This window comes from Stenotrophomonas sp. YJH_SMC_138, from assembly GCF_059369855.1.
The window spans coordinates 106,234-123,931 of the sequence record NZ_JCAFTB010000002.1 but is presented as its reverse complement, the minus strand read 5'-3'; the positions used below and the strand labels follow the sequence as shown (position 1 = coordinate 123,931).

Annotated in this window: 17 protein-coding genes; 11 read left to right on the top strand and 6 right to left on the bottom strand. The window is 67.8% G+C overall.

Annotated elements, in window-relative coordinates; genetic code table 11:
* Positions 1–41 precede the first annotated feature (41 nt).
* The 3 genes from murD to AC5P7I_RS05725 all read right to left on the bottom strand — a co-directional run bounded on the left by murD (position 42) and on the right by AC5P7I_RS05725 (position 5,455).
* The gene (gene murD, locus AC5P7I_RS05735) at positions 42–1,451 is read right to left on the bottom strand and encodes a UDP-N-acetylmuramoyl-L-alanine--D-glutamate ligase (protein ID WP_014646281.1); all 1,410 of its coding nucleotides are present in this window, start codon (positions 1,449–1,451) and stop codon (positions 42–44) included.
* Positions 1,432–2,784 carry a UDP-N-acetyl-alpha-D-muramoyl-L-alanyl-L-glutamate epimerase gene (murL, locus tag AC5P7I_RS05730; RefSeq protein WP_049441093.1) on the bottom strand — a complete coding sequence of 451 codons (1,353 nt, stop codon included), beginning with the start codon at positions 2,782–2,784 and terminating at the stop codon, positions 1,432–1,434. The genes murD and murL overlap by 20 nt, the downstream gene beginning before the upstream one ends.
* 76 nt (positions 2,785–2,860) lie before the next feature.
* On the bottom strand, positions 2,861–5,455 hold the full coding sequence (locus AC5P7I_RS05725; RefSeq protein ID WP_164077021.1) for a bifunctional aspartate kinase/diaminopimelate decarboxylase: 2,595 nt from the start codon (positions 5,453–5,455) through the stop codon (positions 2,861–2,863).
* A gap of 75 nt (positions 5,456–5,530) precedes the next feature.
* Here AC5P7I_RS05725 and AC5P7I_RS05720 point away from each other — a divergent pair, with 75 nt between their 5' ends.
* Together AC5P7I_RS05720 and AC5P7I_RS05715 are read left to right on the top strand one after the other, a co-directional pair.
* The gene (locus AC5P7I_RS05720; RefSeq protein WP_164077020.1) at positions 5,531–6,403 is read left to right on the top strand and encodes a PhzF family phenazine biosynthesis isomerase; all 873 of its coding nucleotides are present in this window, start codon (positions 5,531–5,533) and stop codon (positions 6,401–6,403) included.
* Between the two features lie 130 nt (positions 6,404–6,533).
* The gene (locus AC5P7I_RS05715) at positions 6,534–7,412 is read left to right on the top strand and encodes a PhzF family phenazine biosynthesis protein (protein ID WP_053496181.1); all 879 of its coding nucleotides are present in this window, start codon (positions 6,534–6,536) and stop codon (positions 7,410–7,412) included.
* Between the two features lie 166 nt (positions 7,413–7,578).
* Here AC5P7I_RS05715 and AC5P7I_RS05710 read toward each other — a convergent pair whose 3' ends face one another.
* Complete coding sequence (locus AC5P7I_RS05710; RefSeq protein WP_014646276.1) at positions 7,579–8,010, bottom strand: OsmC family protein; 432 nt, start codon at positions 8,008–8,010, stop codon at positions 7,579–7,581.
* 371 nt (positions 8,011–8,381) lie between these two features.
* Here AC5P7I_RS05710 and AC5P7I_RS05705 point away from each other — a divergent pair, with 371 nt between their 5' ends.
* The 4 genes from AC5P7I_RS05705 (at position 8,382) to AC5P7I_RS05690 (ending at position 10,626) form a co-directional block, all read left to right on the top strand.
* Positions 8,382–8,780, top strand: coding sequence for an HU family DNA-binding protein (locus AC5P7I_RS05705; protein WP_010483539.1), 399 nt, complete (start codon positions 8,382–8,384; stop codon positions 8,778–8,780).
* A 256-nt stretch (positions 8,781–9,036) separates the two neighbouring features.
* A complete protein-coding gene (locus tag AC5P7I_RS05700; RefSeq protein WP_014646275.1) occupies positions 9,037–9,345 on the top strand; it encodes a DUF3861 family protein in 309 nt (102 codons plus the stop codon).
* 56 nt (positions 9,346–9,401) lie between these two features.
* Positions 9,402–9,947 carry a hypothetical protein gene (locus tag AC5P7I_RS05695; RefSeq protein WP_014646274.1) on the top strand — a complete coding sequence of 182 codons (546 nt, stop codon included), beginning with the start codon at positions 9,402–9,404 and terminating at the stop codon, positions 9,945–9,947.
* Positions 9,948–10,029: 82 nt separating this feature from the next.
* The gene (locus AC5P7I_RS05690; protein ID WP_014646273.1) at positions 10,030–10,626 is read left to right on the top strand and encodes a YceB family lipoprotein; all 597 of its coding nucleotides are present in this window, start codon (positions 10,030–10,032) and stop codon (positions 10,624–10,626) included.
* Between the two features lie 72 nt (positions 10,627–10,698).
* Here AC5P7I_RS05690 and AC5P7I_RS05685 read toward each other — a convergent pair whose 3' ends face one another.
* Together AC5P7I_RS05685 and AC5P7I_RS05680 are read right to left on the bottom strand one after the other, a co-directional pair.
* Positions 10,699–11,241 (bottom strand): type 1 glutamine amidotransferase domain-containing protein, encoded by a 543-nt coding sequence (locus tag AC5P7I_RS05685; RefSeq protein ID WP_032957815.1) that lies wholly within the window; start codon positions 11,239–11,241, stop codon positions 10,699–10,701.
* Positions 11,242–11,403: 162 nt separating this feature from the next.
* Positions 11,404–11,871 carry an SET domain-containing protein gene (locus AC5P7I_RS05680; protein WP_012479369.1) on the bottom strand — a complete coding sequence of 156 codons (468 nt, stop codon included), beginning with the start codon at positions 11,869–11,871 and terminating at the stop codon, positions 11,404–11,406.
* Between the two features lie 209 nt (positions 11,872–12,080).
* On the opposite strand from AC5P7I_RS05680, the gene AC5P7I_RS05675 reads away from it, so the two are divergent.
* The 5 genes from AC5P7I_RS05675 (at position 12,081) to AC5P7I_RS05655 (ending at position 17,383) form a co-directional block, all read left to right on the top strand.
* Complete coding sequence (locus tag AC5P7I_RS05675) at positions 12,081–12,536, top strand: SUF system Fe-S cluster assembly regulator (RefSeq protein ID WP_005408436.1); 456 nt, start codon at positions 12,081–12,083, stop codon at positions 12,534–12,536.
* Between the two features lie 17 nt (positions 12,537–12,553).
* A complete protein-coding gene (gene sufB, locus AC5P7I_RS05670) occupies positions 12,554–14,029 on the top strand; it encodes a Fe-S cluster assembly protein SufB (RefSeq protein WP_134808589.1) in 1,476 nt (491 codons plus the stop codon).
* 74 nt (positions 14,030–14,103) lie between these two features.
* Complete coding sequence (sufC, locus tag AC5P7I_RS05665; RefSeq protein ID WP_032957818.1) at positions 14,104–14,868, top strand: Fe-S cluster assembly ATPase SufC; 765 nt, start codon at positions 14,104–14,106, stop codon at positions 14,866–14,868.
* Positions 14,868–16,130: a Fe-S cluster assembly protein SufD gene (gene sufD / locus AC5P7I_RS05660; protein ID WP_049441083.1), complete on the top strand. Its 1,263-nt coding sequence runs from the start codon at positions 14,868–14,870 to the stop codon at positions 16,128–16,130. The genes sufC and sufD overlap by 1 nt, the downstream gene beginning before the upstream one ends.
* Positions 16,127–17,383 carry a cysteine desulfurase gene (locus AC5P7I_RS05655; RefSeq protein ID WP_262088358.1) on the top strand — a complete coding sequence of 419 codons (1,257 nt, stop codon included), beginning with the start codon at positions 16,127–16,129 and terminating at the stop codon, positions 17,381–17,383. The genes sufD and AC5P7I_RS05655 overlap by 4 nt, the downstream gene beginning before the upstream one ends.
* Positions 17,384–17,698 lie beyond the last annotated feature (315 nt).

Sequence of the window (17,698 nt, the reverse complement as noted above, 5' to 3'; positions counted from 1 at the left end):
ATGGGGTCAGAGCCCTTTCCTGCGGAAAAGGATCCGACCCCTTACCCGATGCCCAACCCCGGAATCGCGCTGATGCTGTCCGGATCGAACCCGGCCAGCGCGGCGAAATGACGGCCACGCGCCACGTAGTCGCGGTACGCACCAAAGCTCGGTGCACCCGGCGACAGCAGCACCACCCCGCCCTGTTCGCCCAGCGCGGCGCGCGCCAAGGCCATCGCCTCGGCGAGATCGCCCGCCGCATGCAGGCCGAAGCGACCGGCGTCGGCCAACGGCTGCAGCATCGCGTGGATGCGCGGGCCGTTGCTGCCCATGGTCACGATCTCCACCGGCGGCACATCGTGCGCCATGTGCTGCATGAAATCGGTCCAGTCCAGGCCACGGTCATGCCCCCCCACCAGCAGCGCGATGCGCTGCCCGGCGAAGCACTCCAGCGCGGCCAGGCTGGCATGCGGCGTGGTGCTGATCGAATCGTTGACGTAGGTCAGGCCATCGGCCACGCCGATGCGCTGCAGGCGGTTCGGCAGCGGACGGAAGTCCTGCACCGCCGGTGCCAGCGCTACGGCATCCAGCCCCAGCGCTTCCAGCGCGGCCAGCACCGCGCACAGGTTGCCGCGGTTGTGGCGGCCTGGCAGCGGCGTGTTGCAGGTATCAAACACGGCCTGCTCACCGCGATGCACGATGTCGCCGCGCATGTGCCAGCCCTGCGGCTGGTTGAACCAGACCACTTCGCTGTCGGGCAGCGACAGCGCGGCCAGGTGCGGATCGGCGGCGTTGAGCACAGCGATGCGCGGTGCGGCTTCAGTCACCAGCCGCAGCTTGTCTTCGATGTAACGCTGTTCGCTGCCGTGCCAGTCCAGGTGTTCCGGGAACAGGTTAAGCACCACCGCCACCTGCGGGCGGGCGCCACTGCGTGCCACCTCACCGGTCTGGTAGCTGGACAGTTCCACCGCCCAGTACTCGGGCGCGGGCTGGGGATCCAGCACTTCCAGCAGCGGCAGGCCGATGTTGCCGACCAGGCCGGTGCGATGGCCGGCGGCACGCAGCAGGTGCGCAACCAGCGCGGTGGTGGTGCTCTTGCCCTTGGTACCGGTCACGCACACGGTGTCGTGCACGATGCCATCGTCGGCCGCGTGTTCGGCGAACCACAGCGCGGTGCCACCGATGAAGCTGGTGCCCTGCCCTGCAGCCGCCAGCGCGATCGGCTGGTACGGGCTGATGCCGGGCGATTTGATCACCACGTCGAACGCGGCCAGCGCTTCAGCGGAAGGCTCGCCACGCACGTCCAGCGCGCCCTCCGTTTCCGCACGCGCCGCCTCGACCTCGGACACCGGGCAGAACAGGCTCAATGCCAGCGTGGGCAGGCGCGCGCGCAGCACCGCAAACGCGGCGCGGCCCTCACGGCCCCAGCCCCACAGCGCGACGCGCTTTCCTTCAAGCTTCGAAATCTTCACGCACCCGTTCCCACAGCGCAGCTGGAACACGGTGCTCGCCCTGCAGCTGCAGCAGCGGTGCCAGTTCCAGTTCGGCGGCATCCAGCTGCGGCTGGATCTCGTTGCAGAAGCGCTTCACCAGCACGTCTTCCTTCCACTCCGGGCGCTGTGCCAGGGTCGCCATCGCCGCACGCGATTCGCGGCCTTCGCCCACGCACTCGAACGGCTTGTGGTCCTGGAATTCCAGCAGCGCATCGAAGCCACCGGCCTGCTCGGCATCGTCCAGCAGGTTGCGGCCGAAGATGCGCACCAGGCGCGTCTTGGGCATGAACGGGGCCAGCGCCAGGAACACGAAATGGCATTTCGGGCAGACGCCGCACCAGCGGTTCACCGGGCGCTCGCCGAGGATGTGGAAGTTGCGGTTGCAACTGGAGAAATGCGCGTCGTAGAAGTCACTCTTGGCGAACTGGCGGGCCACCGCCAGCTCGGACATCGGGCGCAGCAGCGAGTAGTACTGCAGGTCCGCCGCCACGTACTTCTGCACATGGCTACCGAAGGCCTGCTCGCAGGCCCACCCCTTGGACCACTGGTGGTTCACTTCGCCGGTGCCTGGAATCTGGCTGCCGTAGCTGGCCGAGCGCTCGTTGGAGAACACGACCTGGTCCACGCCGTGCAGCAACGCGGCCAGCACCATGATCGCCGAGTTCACCACCGTCACCGGGATATGGCCGTTCCAGGCGCCCTGGCGGTTCAACTCGAACAGTTCCGGTGCCAGCGTGCGGCCCAGGTTCAAGGTCGGCAGGCCAGTGCGCTCGGCGCACGCACGGATCAGCTGCGAGCCACCGATCCAGGTCACGGTCTCGTCCACGCCGGCACGGCGCAGCGCTTCGATGCTGACCAGCGAATCCTTGCCGCCGCCGATGGCCACCAGCGCATGCGGCTGCAGGCCCAGCGCCGGCGCCTGCACGGCCTCGCCCTGCACCGGCAACCGGAAGCGGCCGCGCAGGTTCAGGCCGTTGCGGTAGGCGAATTCGCCCAGGCCGTTGAGGTAAATGGTCTCCACCAGCGCGGCGGTATCGGCATCGATGCTGTAGCTGTCGATGCTGACCGTATCCGGTACGCCGGCCTTGTAGTAGCTGACACCGGCGATCAGGTGCAGCAGCTGCAGCGCGCGCTGCACGGCGGCGCTACGCGCTTCGTCCAGCACGAACGGGGCGCCGGGCACGGTGATGGTTTCCACCATCTCCGGGCCGTCATCAAAGGCGTAGACCAGCCTGGCCACGCCGGTATCCGCGGCGAATTCGCAGCGGACGAAGCGGAAGCGGGAAACCTGGTGTTTGTCGAAAGCAGTCATGGTGTATCCGGTCAGGCACGGGCCCGCGCGATGGCGCGGGGCGTGTCGGTGGGCGGGTGCAGGGCGCGCGCGGTGGTCATTCGATCACGTCTTCGCGCGGCAGCATCCGCTGGTTGTAGGTGTTGGCCATCACATAGCCGTACGCGCCGGCGTCGGCGATCAGCATCACGTCGTCCGGCGCAGTTGACACCGGCAGCTTGCGGCGCTTGCCGAACACATCGCTGGATTCGCAGATCGGGCCGACCACATCGAACGCCGCTTCGGCATAACCACCCTGGCGGCTGAGGTTCTCGATGTCGTGCCAGGCGTCGTACAGGGCCGGGCGCATCAGCGTGTTCATGCCGGCATCCAGGCCCACGCGGCGCACGCCGTCCTTTTCCACCACCTGGGTGGCATGGGTCAGCAGCACGCCCGATTCGGCCACCAGGTAGCGGCCCGGCTCGATCGCCAGGCGGAATGCCGGGTGCAGCGCCTTGACCTCGGCCAGGCCCTCGGCCCAGGCGTCCAGGTCGAACGGCTCGTCTTCGTCGCTGTACGGAATCGGCAGGCCGCCACCGATGTCGATGGTGTGCACGCTGCCGATGCGGCGGGCGAAGCCGGCCAGCTCATCGCACATCAGGCGCCAGTGCTGCGCGGTTTCCACGCCACTGCCCAGGTGCGCATGCAGGCCGACCACGCGGCTGCCCAGCTCGGAGGCCGCGCGCACGAACTCGTCCACGCGGGCGATCGGCAGGCCGAACTTGGACTCCTTGCCGCCGGTGCGGACCTTGGCATGGTGGCCTTCGCCACGCCCCAGGTCGACGCGCAGCCACAGCTCGCGGTTGCGGAACAGGTCCGGCCAGCGTTGCAGCGCTTCGACGTTGTCGACGGTGACGGTCACGCCAAGGGCGAACGCCGCCTCGTACTCGCTGCGCGGGCAGAAGCTGGGAGTGAACAGCACGCGCCGCGGCGACAGCTCCGGCAGGTGCTGGAACACATGCTTCAGCTCGCCGTACGAGACGCACTCCAGCCCGAAGCCCTCGGCTTCCAGCAGCTGCAGGATGGCCGGGTGGCTGTTGGCCTTGATCGCGTAGTAACGCTGGTCGATCGGCTTGATCGCGGCCAGCGCGCGGGCGCGGGCGCGCACCGTCGGCAGGTGGTAGACATAGCGCGGCGTACCGGCATCGGCCAGCTGCAGCAGGTGCGCACGCTGGCCGCGCCACCACGGCGTGCCGCGCGGGCGCACGGTGCCGGCAATCTCGCGCCAGCGCGGGCCGAACACTTCGGTTTCTTCCACCGGCATCGCACCGCTGTCGATCAGCTCGGCATGCAGGATCGGCAGCAGGCCATCGGCATCGGCCTCGTCGATGACGAAGGTCAGGTTCAGGTCGTTGGACGACTGCGAAATCATGTGCACGCGCTCGCGGCCGAAGGTGGCCCACACGTCCGACAGCTTGTGCAGCAGAGAACGCATGCCACGGCCGACCAGGGTGATCGCCGCGCACGGCACGATCACCTTCACCTTGCAGATCTGCGACAGGTCGGCCGACAGCGCGGCCAGCACATCGGTGTTGACCAGGTTCTCGGACGGGTCCAGCGACACGGTGACGTTGGTCTCGGCCGAACCGATCAGGTCCACCGACAGGCCATGCTTCTTGAACAGGTTGAACACATCGGCCAGGAAGCCGACCTGCTGCCACATGCCGATGCCTTCCATCGACACCAGCACGATGCCGTTGCGGCGGCTGATCGCCTTGACGCCTGGTACCGGTGCAGCACTGCCGTCAATGCTGGTGCCCGGCAGTTCCGGACGCTCGGTATCGAGGATGGCCATCGGCACGCCTGCATCGCGGCACGGCTTGATCGAGCGCGGATGCAGCACCTTGGCACCAGTGGTGGCGATTTCCTGCGCCTCGTAGTAGTCCAGGCGGGTCAGCAGGCGCGCGTCCGGCACATCCTTCGGGTTGGCACTGAACATGCCCGGCACATCGGTCCAGATTTCCACGCGGCTGGCGCCGAGCAGCGCGCCGAAGTACGCCGCCGAGGTATCCGAGCCACCACGGCCGAGGATGGCGGTACCGCCATCGGCATGCCGCGAGATGAAACCCTGGGTGATCAGCAGGCGGGTCGGCTGCGCGCGGAAGCGCTGCATCCACTCCGCGTCGGCACGCCACTGGCAGTTCACCGACAGGCGCTGTGACCAGTCGCTCTGGTTCGGCTGCGGCGGCATCGCGTCCAGCCACTGGCGGGCATCCATCCAGCCCATGTCCAGTCCCGAGGCGTGCAGGTAGGCCGCGCCCAGCGTGGACGACAACAGTTCGCCCTGGCCCAGCACTTCGGCCTGCCACTGCAGCGGACGGGTGGCCGCACGCGGGTCGTCGAGCAGGCCCTGCAGTGCCGCCAGGCGCTCGGCCAGTACTTCGCGGCCCAGGCCCAGTTCGGCCAGGAAGCCTTCATGGCGTTCGACCAGCGCGGCCACGCGATCACGGCTGTCCGGCGCGCCATCGGCGATCGCGGTCAGTTCGTTGGTGACCCCGGACAGCGCCGACACCACCACCAGCACGCGCGAGCCGGTCTCTTCCGCGCGTTTTTTCGCCAGCTTCCCGATCGTGTCCCAGCGGTGACGACGCGACACCGAAGTGCCGCCGAACTTCAGTACGATCCAACGATCGACAAGGGGGGAAGCTGACATGGATTGGCTATGTAGAATGTGGGGAAGCCGCCCTTGGGGGCGGAACCTTTGATTCTAAGCGCAATATCCCCGTAGATGGCCCTCCTCCGTTACCTGCAGCTCGATGTCTTCGCCTCCCGCCCCGGAACCGGGAATCCACTGGGTGCCCTCCTGGACGCCGATGCGCTCTCCGGCGAGCAGATGCAGGCCCTGGCCGCCTGGCTGAACCTGTCCGAGACGGTGTTCTTCCTGCGCCCCAGCGCGCCCGGCGCCGACTACCACATCCGCATCTTCACCCCGACCCGTGAGCTGGCCTTCGCCGGCCACCCGAGCGTCGGCGCGGCCTGGGCGGCGGTGAGCTGCGGCCTGGCCCAGCCTCGCGACGGCGCCCTGCTGCAGCAGTGCGCGGCGGGGGTGCTGCCCGTGCGGGTGAGCGGCCCGGCCGAAGCACTCCAGATCCAGCTGGCCAGCCCACCGGCGCGGCAACTGGCGACTGGCGCAGATGCGGCACCCGAAACACTGCTGGCCCTCGCCGCCAACGGGCACGTGCCCGAACTCTGGGACAACGGCGCGCGCTGGTGGCTGCTGCCGCTGCGCGATGCCGCCGCTGTGCGCGGCCTGGCGCCGGACATGGCCGCCCTGCGCGACTGGAGCCTTGCCACCGAGGCCACCGGCGTGGCCGTATTCGCCGACGAAGCCGGTACCGACCACACCCGTGTGGTGCGCGCATTCTGCCCCGCCGATGCGGCCAGCGTGCCGGAAGATCCGGTCACCGGCAGCGCCAATGCCCTGATCGCTGCCTGGCTGCGGCAGCGCAACGCCCTGCCCGGCCGCGAGGGCCATTACGTGGCCAGCCAGGGCCGCGAAGTCGGCCGCGATGGCCGCGTACACGTCGAGGTGGATGCGCAGGGCACGGTCTGGATCGGCGGCCAGGTGCAGCCGGTCATCGACGGCCACCTTCGCTGGTAGCGCACGAAAAAAGGGGACGGAGGGAATTAAGTCGCTTATGGCACTTGGGGCACAAGCGACTTAATTCCCTCCGTCCCCTTTTTTGTGCCCCGCGCTACGCTATGCCGCCTGTTTACTGGAGTCCTGCCTGATGTCCACCCGCCGTTTCCTGCAGCTGGATGTGTTCTCCCCGCGCGCCGGTGCCGGCAATCCGCTGGCCGTGGTGCTTGATGCCGAAGGCCTGGACGATGCCAGCATGCAGGCCATTGCGCGCTGGACGCGCCTGCCCGAGACCACCTTCGTGTTCCCGCCGCAGGTCGCAGGCGCCAGCTACCGGCTGCGCATGTTCAGCCCGCAGAAGGAGGTCCCGTTCGCCGGCCATCCCAGCGTCGGCACCGCGCATGCGGTGCTGCAGGCGGGCCTGGCCGCGCCAGTCGACGGCGTGCTCGTGCAGGACGGCATCGCCGGTGCGCTGCCGCTGCGCGTGAGCGGCGAGGGCGCGCAGCAGCGCATTGCCATCCGCACCCCGCGCGCGCAGCTGGCGGAGATCGCCGAGGCCACCGACCCGCGCCTGCAGGCGGCGCTGAAGGATTGGCCGCTGGGCTCGCTGCCGCCGGCGCGCATGCAGGGCGGGCGCAGCTGGTGGGTGGTGCAGGTGGCCGATGAAGCGGCACTGCGCGCACTGCGCCCGGACTGGGACGCGGTCGCGGCTCTGGCCGAATCCACCGACAGCATGGGCGTGTTTGCCTACGCCTTCAGCGATGGCGGCGAAGGCTTCGATCTTGCAGTACGTGCCTTCGTCGGCAATGGCCGCCGCTTCGAGGACGCCGCCTCCGGCGCGGCTAATGCCGTGCTGGCCGCGTGGCTGGACCTGCGCGATGCGCTGCCCCGAGGCCGTGCACCGTTCGAAGTCAGCCAGGGCCGCGAAGTCGGCCATGACGCGCGCCTGACCCTGCGCGTCGATGAAGACGGCGAGGTCTGGTCGGGCGGGCAGGTGCAGACGGTGATTACCGGCACCCTTGATTGGTGATCGCGCTGGCGGGTGGTAGAGCCGAAGGCAGCGGCAGGAGCCGCTGCCAACGTCGGACGCGACGGCCCGGAGGGTGGGGACCAGGAAGGCCGCCATAACGCTGGCCGGCTGCTACATGGACCCCGGCATCATGCGGTTGCCGGCCCGCGGCCGGCACTACCGTGGCTCAGCCCAGTTCGGCTTCCAGGCTGATCGGCACCGCGCTCAGCGCCTTGGACACCGGGCAGTTCTGCTTGGCGTCATCGGCAATGGCACGGAACTGTGCGGCGTCGATGCCCGGCACCACGGCCTTCACCTTCAGCCGGATCTGCGACAGCTGCGGGCCGCCCTCCAGGGACAGATCGACCTTGGCCTCGGTGTCCAGCGAGGTCGGGGTGAAGCCGGCCTCACCAAGCTTGGCCGACAGCGCCATGGTGAAACAGCCGGCGTGCGCGGCGGCGATCAGCTCCTCCGGATTGGTGCCCTTCTCGTCGCCGAAGCGGCTGTTGAAACCGTAGCGGGTCTTGTCCAGCAGCCCGCTCTGCGGCGTGCTCAGCTGTCCCTTGCCCGACTTCAGATCGCCTTCCCAGTGCGCGGTGGCGTGTCGCGAGATTCCCATGTGCTGCTCCTGCGTGGCGGTGATGAACGGCCACTCTCGCACGGGACGCGTTAGCCCTGCGTCGCTCCGCCGCATGCCGCACGTCCGCCGGACATCGGACAGCTGGTCACTTCTTCGCCAGACCGACGTGGACTTTTCCCTTGTTTTCAGTGGTTTCGCACATTCCAGCAACGGGCAGGCAGCAGCCATCGCGCACGCTGCAGCGCCCCCGTCCCCCACCGCCGGCCATGTACTGAATCGGCCTGGATATGAAAAAACATGCACTTTCCGCGCTTCGGGCTATTGGCGGCGCCCGAGAGTTGCCCTACATTGCGCTTGCCGACGGGGTTCGGCGCCGACCACACAACCAACCGTTCACGGAACAGGAAACCATGGCAAAGACCGCTAAGAAGGCTGCCCCGAAGAAGGCAGTGAAGAAAGTCGCGACGAAGGCAGCCGCCAAGCCGGCCGCTCCGAAGCCGATCAAGGAAGTGCTGACCAAGTCCGGCCTGGTTGCACACATCGCTGAAGCCTCCGGCGTCATCGCCAAGGACGTCCGCGCTGTGCTGGCCTCGCTGGAAAGCGCCGTCGCCTCCTCGGTGCACAAGAAGGGCGCTGGCTCGTTCACCCTGCCGGGCCTGCTGAAGATCACCACCGTCAATGTGCCGGCCAAGCCGAAGCGCAAGGGCATCAACCCGTTCACCAAGGAAGAGCAGTGGTTCGCTGCCAAGCCGGCCACCACCAAGCTGAAGGTGCGTCCGCTGAAGAAGCTGAAGGACGCCGCGCTGTAAGGGCGCGCCCCAACGCGGATTCCGACGGGACGGCTCTGGCCGTCCCGTTTTTTTTTTGTCCGCACCACACCCCGCAACACAGCGTTGCCGCGGCCCCGGCAATCCCCGTACAGGCCCGCCAGCATTGGCTGCCGGTGCTCCGCAAAGGGCGCGGAACGTACCGGGTGGAACACTGCGTGCAGCGCCGGCCGTCGCCGCCAGCCGTGGCCTTGCCTATGGTGGGCACATCCTCCACAGCTACGGCGAGCACACCCTCATGGCCAGCCCCTCCACCCGCTACCGGATCTCGGTAACCCCGATCGAAAAGGACGGGCTGCAGTGCACCGGGCGCTGCACCATCGAACTGGAACACCGCGCCGGCCGCGACCTGATGCGCCTGCTGGAAGCGGCCCCGCGTACCGCCGGCATCAGTGGCGACGAGCGCGCGACCCTGGTGATCGCCACCCAGCTGCTGCGCGACATCGTACAGCGCCACGCCGAGACCGACGGCCACGCACTGGCCGCCATCGCCGGCCAGGTCCTGCCGGCGCTGGACGCGCTGGAGCAGCTGCCCTCCTCCCGCTGATAGCGGCGCAACCGATACACTGCCGCCCTCCAGGTTGCCTCGGGGAGGAGGCGGGCATGCGCAGGATCCTGTTCCTGATCGCACCACTGGTGCTGCTGGGTTGTTCACGCCCGGCGGCACAGACGAATGATCACATCACGGCAGCGTCCGCTCCCGTCGCCGCAGCAGCGGACACCGGTACCGGCCCCGGTCCCGGTCCCGGTCCCGCAGCATTGCAGGCGAGCGATATGACGCTGCTGTCCGCCGTCGACGACGGCGCAGAGCCGCCGTCGACGATGCTCAACCGCTACGTCGCCGCACTGCTCAACCGCGACCGCGCCGCCAGCGATGCTGCCTGGACGATCCCACCCGGCGACCCGCGGCATGCAGACGACGCCGCGCTGCGGCAGCTGCAGGACCTGCGCACGCTGCGCCTGCACAGCGATACCCCGATCGCCCGAGATGACCGGCAGCCACCGCGGCTGCTTGAAGTCCCTGTGCAGATCCGTGCGGTCACCGCCAATGGCACGTTCCGCTTCGGCGGCTGGTACCGCGTGCAGCCCAGCAGCGACGGCAGCGCCTGGCAGATCCAGTCGGCACAGCTGCGTCCAACGCTGGACTGAACCGTTGCAGCGGCATGCACGCGCGATTCAGCCTGCGCGGCTACTCTTTGATCCATCCATCTGCTTCCCACCGGTCACCGACATGCGCCTGCGTTCCCTGATGACCCGCCTCGCGGCCTCCACCGTGCTGATCGCCGCTGCGATCGGTGCACAGGCGGCTCCCTCCATTTCCGGCCGCGAACTGTCGGTGGGCGCCAGCGACGTGCAGCAGTACCTCGATGGCAGCTTCCCGCGCACCCAGGACGCCCTCGGCGGCCTGATCGCCCTGACCATGAGCCATCCGCAGCTGAGCCTTCCGGCCGGCGAACGGTTGAACCTGGGCATGGACGTCGCGCTGGCCACCGCCGGCGGCAACCCGGCCCGACTGGGCACGGTGAAGCTCAGCAGCGGCCTGCGCTACGACGCGCAGACCCAGGGCTTTCACCTGCAGCAGCCGAGCGTGGATGACTTCACCCCGGCCAACCAGGGCGGCCGCCTCGACTCGCGCACCCGTGGCCTGCTCAATGCGTGGCTGAGCGACTACGCCCAGCGCGAACCGATCTACAAGCTGGACCCGGCCGTGGCCGGGGTGCTCGGCGCCCTGCAGGTGCAGTCGGCACAGGTGAAGAACGGCAAGCTGGTGGTCACTTTCAACCAGAACCTGGGCAACCTGGTACCGGCAGGCCTGCTGGGCAAATGAGGTGGTGCCGACCGCTGGCCGGCAGCACGTCACTGCATCTGCCGGCCAGCGGCCGGCACTACCGGTAGCGCATCAGGCGGCAAGCGCTTTTACCACCGCCTCGCTGAAAGCCGGAATGTCATCCGGCTTGCGGCTGGTGATGACGTTGCCGTCGACCACCACCTCGGCATCGCGCCATGTCGCACCCGCGTTCGCCAGATCCTGCTGCAGGGAAGGCCAGGAGGTCAGCTCGCGGCCATCGGCCAGGCCGCTGTTGATCAGCAGCCACGGGCCATGGCAGATCGCCGCCACGGGCTTGCCGGCTTCATCCACTGAACGGATGAAGGCCAGTACGGCATCATCGGTGCGCAGTGTGTCCGGATTGATGACCCCGCCGGGCAGAACCACCGCATCGAAGCGTGCAGGATCGGCCTCATCCAACGGGATATCCACCGCGACGGCGTCGCCCCAGTTCTTCTCCTTCCAGCCCTTGATCGTCGCTTCCTTTGCGGGCGAGACCACGCTGACGCGCGCCCCTTCCGCTTCCAGCAAACGCTTGGGTTCGATCAGTTCAGACTGTTCGAAGCCGTGGGTGGCAAGGATGGCAATCTGCTTGCCCTTCAATCGCTCTGCCATGGAGGCACTCCGGTTGGGGGAGCCCACAGAATGGAAGAACGGCCCTTGCGCGGCGGTGACCCTGTCGTGCACGGCAGGTGGAGAGCCGCCGGGTGGTGCCGGCCGCTGGCCGGCACCTGGATTGCGCCTTGCCGGCCAGCGGCCGGCACTACCCGGTACCGATCAGCGCTTGGGCTGCAGCATCGTGCCGGTGCACTTGGGCGAGCCGCAACGGCACTCCCAGATCTTCTTCAGCTTGGCGGTGTGGCGCTCGGCCAGGGTGATGCCGTAGTTGTAGGTCAGCTCCTCGCCGGCCTTGATATCACGCAGTGCCTCGATGAACACCTTGTCGCCCCGGCTGTCGCCGTCCTCGTCCTCCTCGATCACCGCCTCGCAGTTCGGGTCGCAGCTGTGGTTTATCCAGCGCGCGTCGTTGCCCTTGTAGTTGGCGTCGATCACCCAGTCATCGTTGAGGGTGAACAGGAAGGTATGGCCACTTTCGACGTCGCCGCTGTCATCGGCATCGACATCACCGTGGCTGCGCAGCAGGCCCTTGTACTGGATCACGCGCTCGCCCTGCTTGATCGGGGCCACGGCGAACACGCCGTTGCCATGGATGGCGGACTTGCGGGCTTGGATCTTCTTCGGCATCGGCGCGGGCTGTTTGCAGCGAATGGAATGGGGATTCTCGCCCATTCCGGGTGATTGCGAAAATCACCCCGTTGGCGCAGCATTGCGCCCCGGCAACGGCCGCGGTGTGTCCTCCCGGCCTGGCCCAAGCGCCGGCTGAATGCCCGGCTTGGATGGTGGCGAATAAAAGCGTACAATTTCAGTCCGCTTTAAGAGCCACTCGCATCCCCATGTTGCGCGTCACCAAACTCACCGATTACGCCACCGTCGTGCTGACCGTGCTCGCCGCCCGTCCGGGCGAAGTGCTCAGTGCCACCGAGCTGGCCGAATTCACCGGTCTGGAGCCGCCCACCGTCAGCAAGGTGCTCAAGCCACTGGCCCAGGCCGGCCTGGTCGAAGGCCTGCGTGGCGTCCGTGGCGGCTACCGCCTGACCCGCCCGGCCATCGAGATCTCGCTGTTCGAAGTGGTCGAAGCGATGGAAGGGCCACTGGCCCTGACCGAATGCAGCCACGACCACCACCAGTGCGGCATGGCGCCCAAGTGCGGCGCGCGCAGCAGCTGGCGGCTGATCAACGACGTGGTCTCCGAGGCCCTGCGCGATGTCACCCTCGCGCAGATCCTGCCCCCTCTCCCCCTTGCCGATGACGAACAGCGCCGCACCATCGCTGTCGACGTCGTCTCCTGATCCGTAGGCAGCCCCCCATGGCCACCGAAACCATCGAAAACGTCGCCCACGGCGACACCCCCAACCGCGAGATCCACGAGCAGCTCGGCCGCAAGTATTCGGCCGGCTTCATCACCGAGATCGAGTCGGACTCCCTGCCGCCGGGCCTGGACGAGGACACCATCCGTGCCCTGTCGGCCAAGAAGGACGAGCCGGAGTGGATGACGCAGTGGCGCCTGGATGCCTACCGCCACTTCCTGACCCTGCCGATGCCGGACTGGGCCAAGCTGGAGATCGCGCCGATCGACCTGCAGGCGCTCAGCTACTACTCCGCGCCGAAGGGCCCGAAGTACGCCTCGCTGGATGATGTGCCGAAGGAACTGCTCGACACCTACGACAAGCTGGGCGTGCCGCTGCACGAGCGCGCCAAGCTGGCCGGCGTGGCGGTGGATGCGGTGTTCGACTCGGTATCCGTGGGCACCACCTTCCGCAAGGAACTGGCCGAGAAGGGCGTGATCTTCTGCTCGATGTCCGAGGCCATCAAGGAACACCCGGCGCTGGTGCGCCAGTACCTGGGCACCGTGGTGCCGGTCGGTGACAACTACTTCGCCGCGCTCAACTCGGCGGTGTTCTCCGACGGCAGCTTCGTGTTCATTCCCAAGGGCGTGCGCTGCCCGATGGAACTGAGCACCTATTTCCGCATCAACGCCGGCCACACCGGCCAGTTCGAGCGCACCCTGATCGTGTGCGAGGACAAGGCCTATGTTTCCTACCTGGAAGGCTGCACCGCGCCGATGCGCGATGAGAACCAGCTGCACGCCGCGGTGGTCGAGCTGGTCGCGCTGGAAGATGCGGAGATCAAGTACTCCACGGTGCAGAACTGGTACCCGGGCGACGAGAACGGCGTCGGTGGCATCTACAACTTCGTGACCAAGCGTGCCGAATGCCGTGGCGCGCGCAGCAAGGTCACCTGGACCCAGGTCGAGACCGGCTCGGCGATCACCTGGAAGTACCCCTCGTGCGTGCTGCTGGGTGACGATTCGGTCGGTGAATTCCACTCCGTCGCGCTGACCCATCACCGCCAGCAGGCCGACACCGGCACCAAGATGATCCATGTCGGCAAGCGCACCAAGAGCAAGATCGTCAGCAAGGGCATCAGCGCCGGCCGCGGTCAGAACACCTACCGCGGCCTGGTGCGCGTGGACCGCAATGCTGATGGCGCGCGCAACTACACCCAGTGCGATTCGCTGCTGATCGGCAAGCAGTGCGGCGCCCACACCTTCCCCTACATCGAGGTGAAGAACCCGGGCGCCACCGTCGAGCACGAGGCCACCACCTCCAAGATCTCCGATGACCAGCTGTTCTACTGCCGCGCCCGTGGCATCAGCCAGGAAGACGCGGTGTCGATGATCGTCGACGGCTTCTGCAAGCAGGTGTTCCGCGAACTGCCGATGGAGTTCGCGGTGGAAGCCAAGAAGCTGCTGGAAGTCTCGCTGGAAGGTTCGGTGGGCTGACCGCCCGCCCCTGCCCCTCGCAAACGCATTCTCTTTACCGGCGGGCCCTGGCCCGCCCCACGGAAACCCCCACCATGCTGAAGATCGAAAACCTCCACGCCCGCATCGGCGACAAGGAAATCCTCAAGGGCCTGTCGCTGGATGTGAAGCCCGGCCAGGTGCACGCCATCATGGGCCCGAACGGCGCCGGCAAGTCCACCCTGGGCAACGTCCTGGCCGGCCGCGACGGCTACGAAGTGACCGAAGGCAGCGTGCAGTTCGACGGCGTCGACCTGCTGGAGCAGGACCCGGAAGCACGTGCCGCCGCGGGCCTGTTCCTGGCGTTCCAGTACCCGGTGGAAATCCCGGGCGTGAACAACACCTACTTCCTGCGCGCGGCACTGAACGCCCAGCGCAAGGCGCGCGGCGAAGAAGAACTCGATTCCATGCAGTTCCTCAAGCTGGTGCGGCAGAAGCTGGCCGTGCTGCACCTGAAGGACGAACTGCTGCACCGTGGCGTCAACGAAGGCTTCTCCGGCGGCGAGAAGAAGCGCAACGAGATCTTCCAGCTGGCCGTGCTGGAACCGAAGCTGGCGATCCTGGACGAGACCGACTCGGGCCTGGACATCGACGCGCTGAAGAGCGTGGCCGACGGCGTCAACGCACTGCGCGGCGCCGACCGTTCGTTCCTGGTCATCACCCACTACCAGCGCCTGCTGGACTACATCAAGCCGGACGTGGTGCACGTGCTGGCCGATGGTCGCATCGTCAAGAGCGGCGGCCCCGAGCTGGCGCTGGAGCTGGAAGCGCACGGCTACGATTTCCTGAAGGACCGGGTCGTGCCCGAGGCGGCGGTCTGATGAGCGCCCTGCTTGACTCCATGGCCCAGGCCTTCTGTGGCAGCGATGCGCGCCGCGAAGTGCTGGATGCGGCCCTGCGCGACGGCCTGCCCGCCGCCCGCAATGAAGCCTGGAAGTACACCTCGCTGCGCCAGCTGGAACGCCGTGCGTTCGCTGCAGCGCCGCTGCAGGGCCCGGCGCTGGACGCCGCGCTGCTGGACGACATCCCGGCGCCGCGCCTGGTGTTCGTCAACGGCCGCCTGGATGCCACGCTGAGCGATGTGCAGGCCCTGCCGTCCGGCGTGCAGCTGCAGCCGCTGTCGGCCGCGCTGGCCGCTGGCGAAGACGCCGTGCGTTTCCTTGGCCGTCGCTACGAGCGCAGCGAAGAGATCTTCGCCCGGCTCAACGCCGCACTGGCCGATGAAGGCGTCGTGCTGCGCGTGGATGAAGGCGTGCAGGTCGAAACGCCGCTGCAGCTGGTATTCGCCAGCGTCGCCGGCGAAGCCGACCTGGCCTGGCACCATCGCCACCTGATCGAACTGCGCGCCGGCGCCAGCCTGGGCGTGGTCGAGCACCGCTTCAGCGTGGGTGACTCCGCCCACCTGGACAACACCGTGCTGCATGCCCACGTCGCCCGCGATGGCGTACTCAAGCACGCCCGCGTGCAGGCCGGCAGCGCCCGCCAGACCAGCTTCCTGCGTACCGACGCGGTGCTGGCCCGCGACGCGCAGTACCACCGCGTGGACCTGGAACTGGGCGCCGCGCTCAGCCGCCACGAACTGAACGTGCGCCTGGAAGGCGACAACGCCCGGCTGACCGCCAACGGCGTGCTGCTCGGCAATGGCCGCCGCCACGTCGAGACCCGCCTGGGCATCGACCACATCGCGCGCGATACCGCCTGCGAGCTGCTGTGGCGCGGCGTTGCCGCCAACCGCAGCCGCGTGGTGTTCCATGGCGGCATCCAGATCCGCGAAGGCGCCGACGGCACCGACGCGAACCTGTCCAACAAGAACCTGCTGCTGTCGGCCGATGCCGAGATCGACACCCAGCCGACGCTGGTGATCGACGCCGATGAAGTGAAGGCCGCGCACGGCGCGACCGTCGGCCAGCTCGATGCCAATGCGCTGTTCTACCTGCGCTCGCGTGGCCTGCCCCAGGTCCAGGCGCAGGCACTGCTGAGCGCTGCGTTCTGCCATGAACCGCTGAAGATCCTGCCGGACGCGTTGCGCGAGCAGCTGGCACGCCGCTTGGACAAGGCCCTGGCCGAGGCGGGTGTGGCATGAACCTGTCCACGCCACGCCCGATCGAAGAACGCACCGGCGCCCCGGACTGGGATCGCGTCCGCCTCGACTTCCCGCTGCTGATGCGTGAAGTGCACGGCAAGCCGCTGGTCTATTTCGACAACGCCAACACCGGCCAGAAGCCGGTACAGGTGATCGGCGCGGTGGATGAGTTCTACCGCCGCTACAACGCCAACGTCAGCCGCGCGGTGCATGCACTGGGCAGCGAAGCGACCGACGCCTACGAAGGCGCACGCAACAAGCTGGCACGCTTCCTCAACGTGAGCGCCAGCGACCTGGTGCTGTGCAGCGGCACCACCTTCGCCATCAACCTGGTGGCCTACTCGTGGGCGCTGCCGCGATTGAAGGCCGGCGACGTGATCCTGATCACGCGCATGGAACACCATGCCAACATCGTGCCGTGGCAGCTGGTCGCGCAACGTACCGGCGCCACCATCCGCGTGGCCGAGATCACGCCCGATGGCGCGCTGGACCTGGATGCGCTGCGCGCGGCGATGACCCCGGAGGTCAGGCTGCTGGCGGTCACCCATGTCTCCAACGTGCTGGGCACGGTCAATCCGGTGCGCGAGATCTGCCGTGAAGCGCGCAAGCGCGGCATCATCACCGTGGTCGATGGCTCGCAGGCGGTGCCGCACCGCAAGGTCGACGTCGCCGCGATCGGCTGCGACTTCTACGCCATCACCGGCCACAAGATGTGCGGTCCGACCGGCACTGGTGCGCTGTGGGCGCGCCGCGAGCACCTGGACGCGATGCCGCCGTTCCTCGGCGGCGGCGAGATGATCAAGGAAGTCAGCTTCGACGGCACCGTGTTCAACGATGCCCCGCACAAGTTCGAAGCCGGCACCCCGAACATCGCCGGTTTCATCGGCCTGGGCGTGGCCGCCGACTACCTGCAGCAGCTCGGCCAGGAGAACGTGGAAGCCCGCGAAGCCGAACTGCTGGCGCACTTCACCGAGGAGCTGCGCCGCGTCGACGGCCTGCGCATCATCGGCGAAGCGCCGGAGAAGGCCGCCGTGGTCTCGTTCCTGATCGATGGCGCGCATGCGCACGATCTGGCCACCCTGCTCGACCTGGAAGGGGTGGCCGTGCGCTCGGGGCAGCACTGTGCACATCCGCTGCTGCAGTACTTCGGCGTCGCCGCCACCTGCCGTGCCTCGCTGGCGTTCTACAACACGCACGCCGAGATCGAGCGCTTCATGACCGCGCTGACCAAGGTACGCAAGCTTCTGGGCTGAGCCGGCACACCGGGGTCAGATCCCTTTCGCGACGCGAAAGGGATCTGACCCCACCAGTATTCCCGACAGCCGCCGCTGCGACCGCAATGCCCGCCGGATCGCGACCAGATGAACGCGGCATACCGCCCGCAGCGCACCGGGGTCAGATTCCTTTCGCCACGCGAAAGGGCTCTGACCCCACCAGCATTCCCAACAGCCGCCGTTGCAACTGCAATGTCCGCCGGATCGCGACCAGATGAACGCGGCATACTGCCCGCAGCACAGCGGGGTCAGATCCCTTTCGCCACGCGAAAGGGATCTGACCCCGCCAGCATT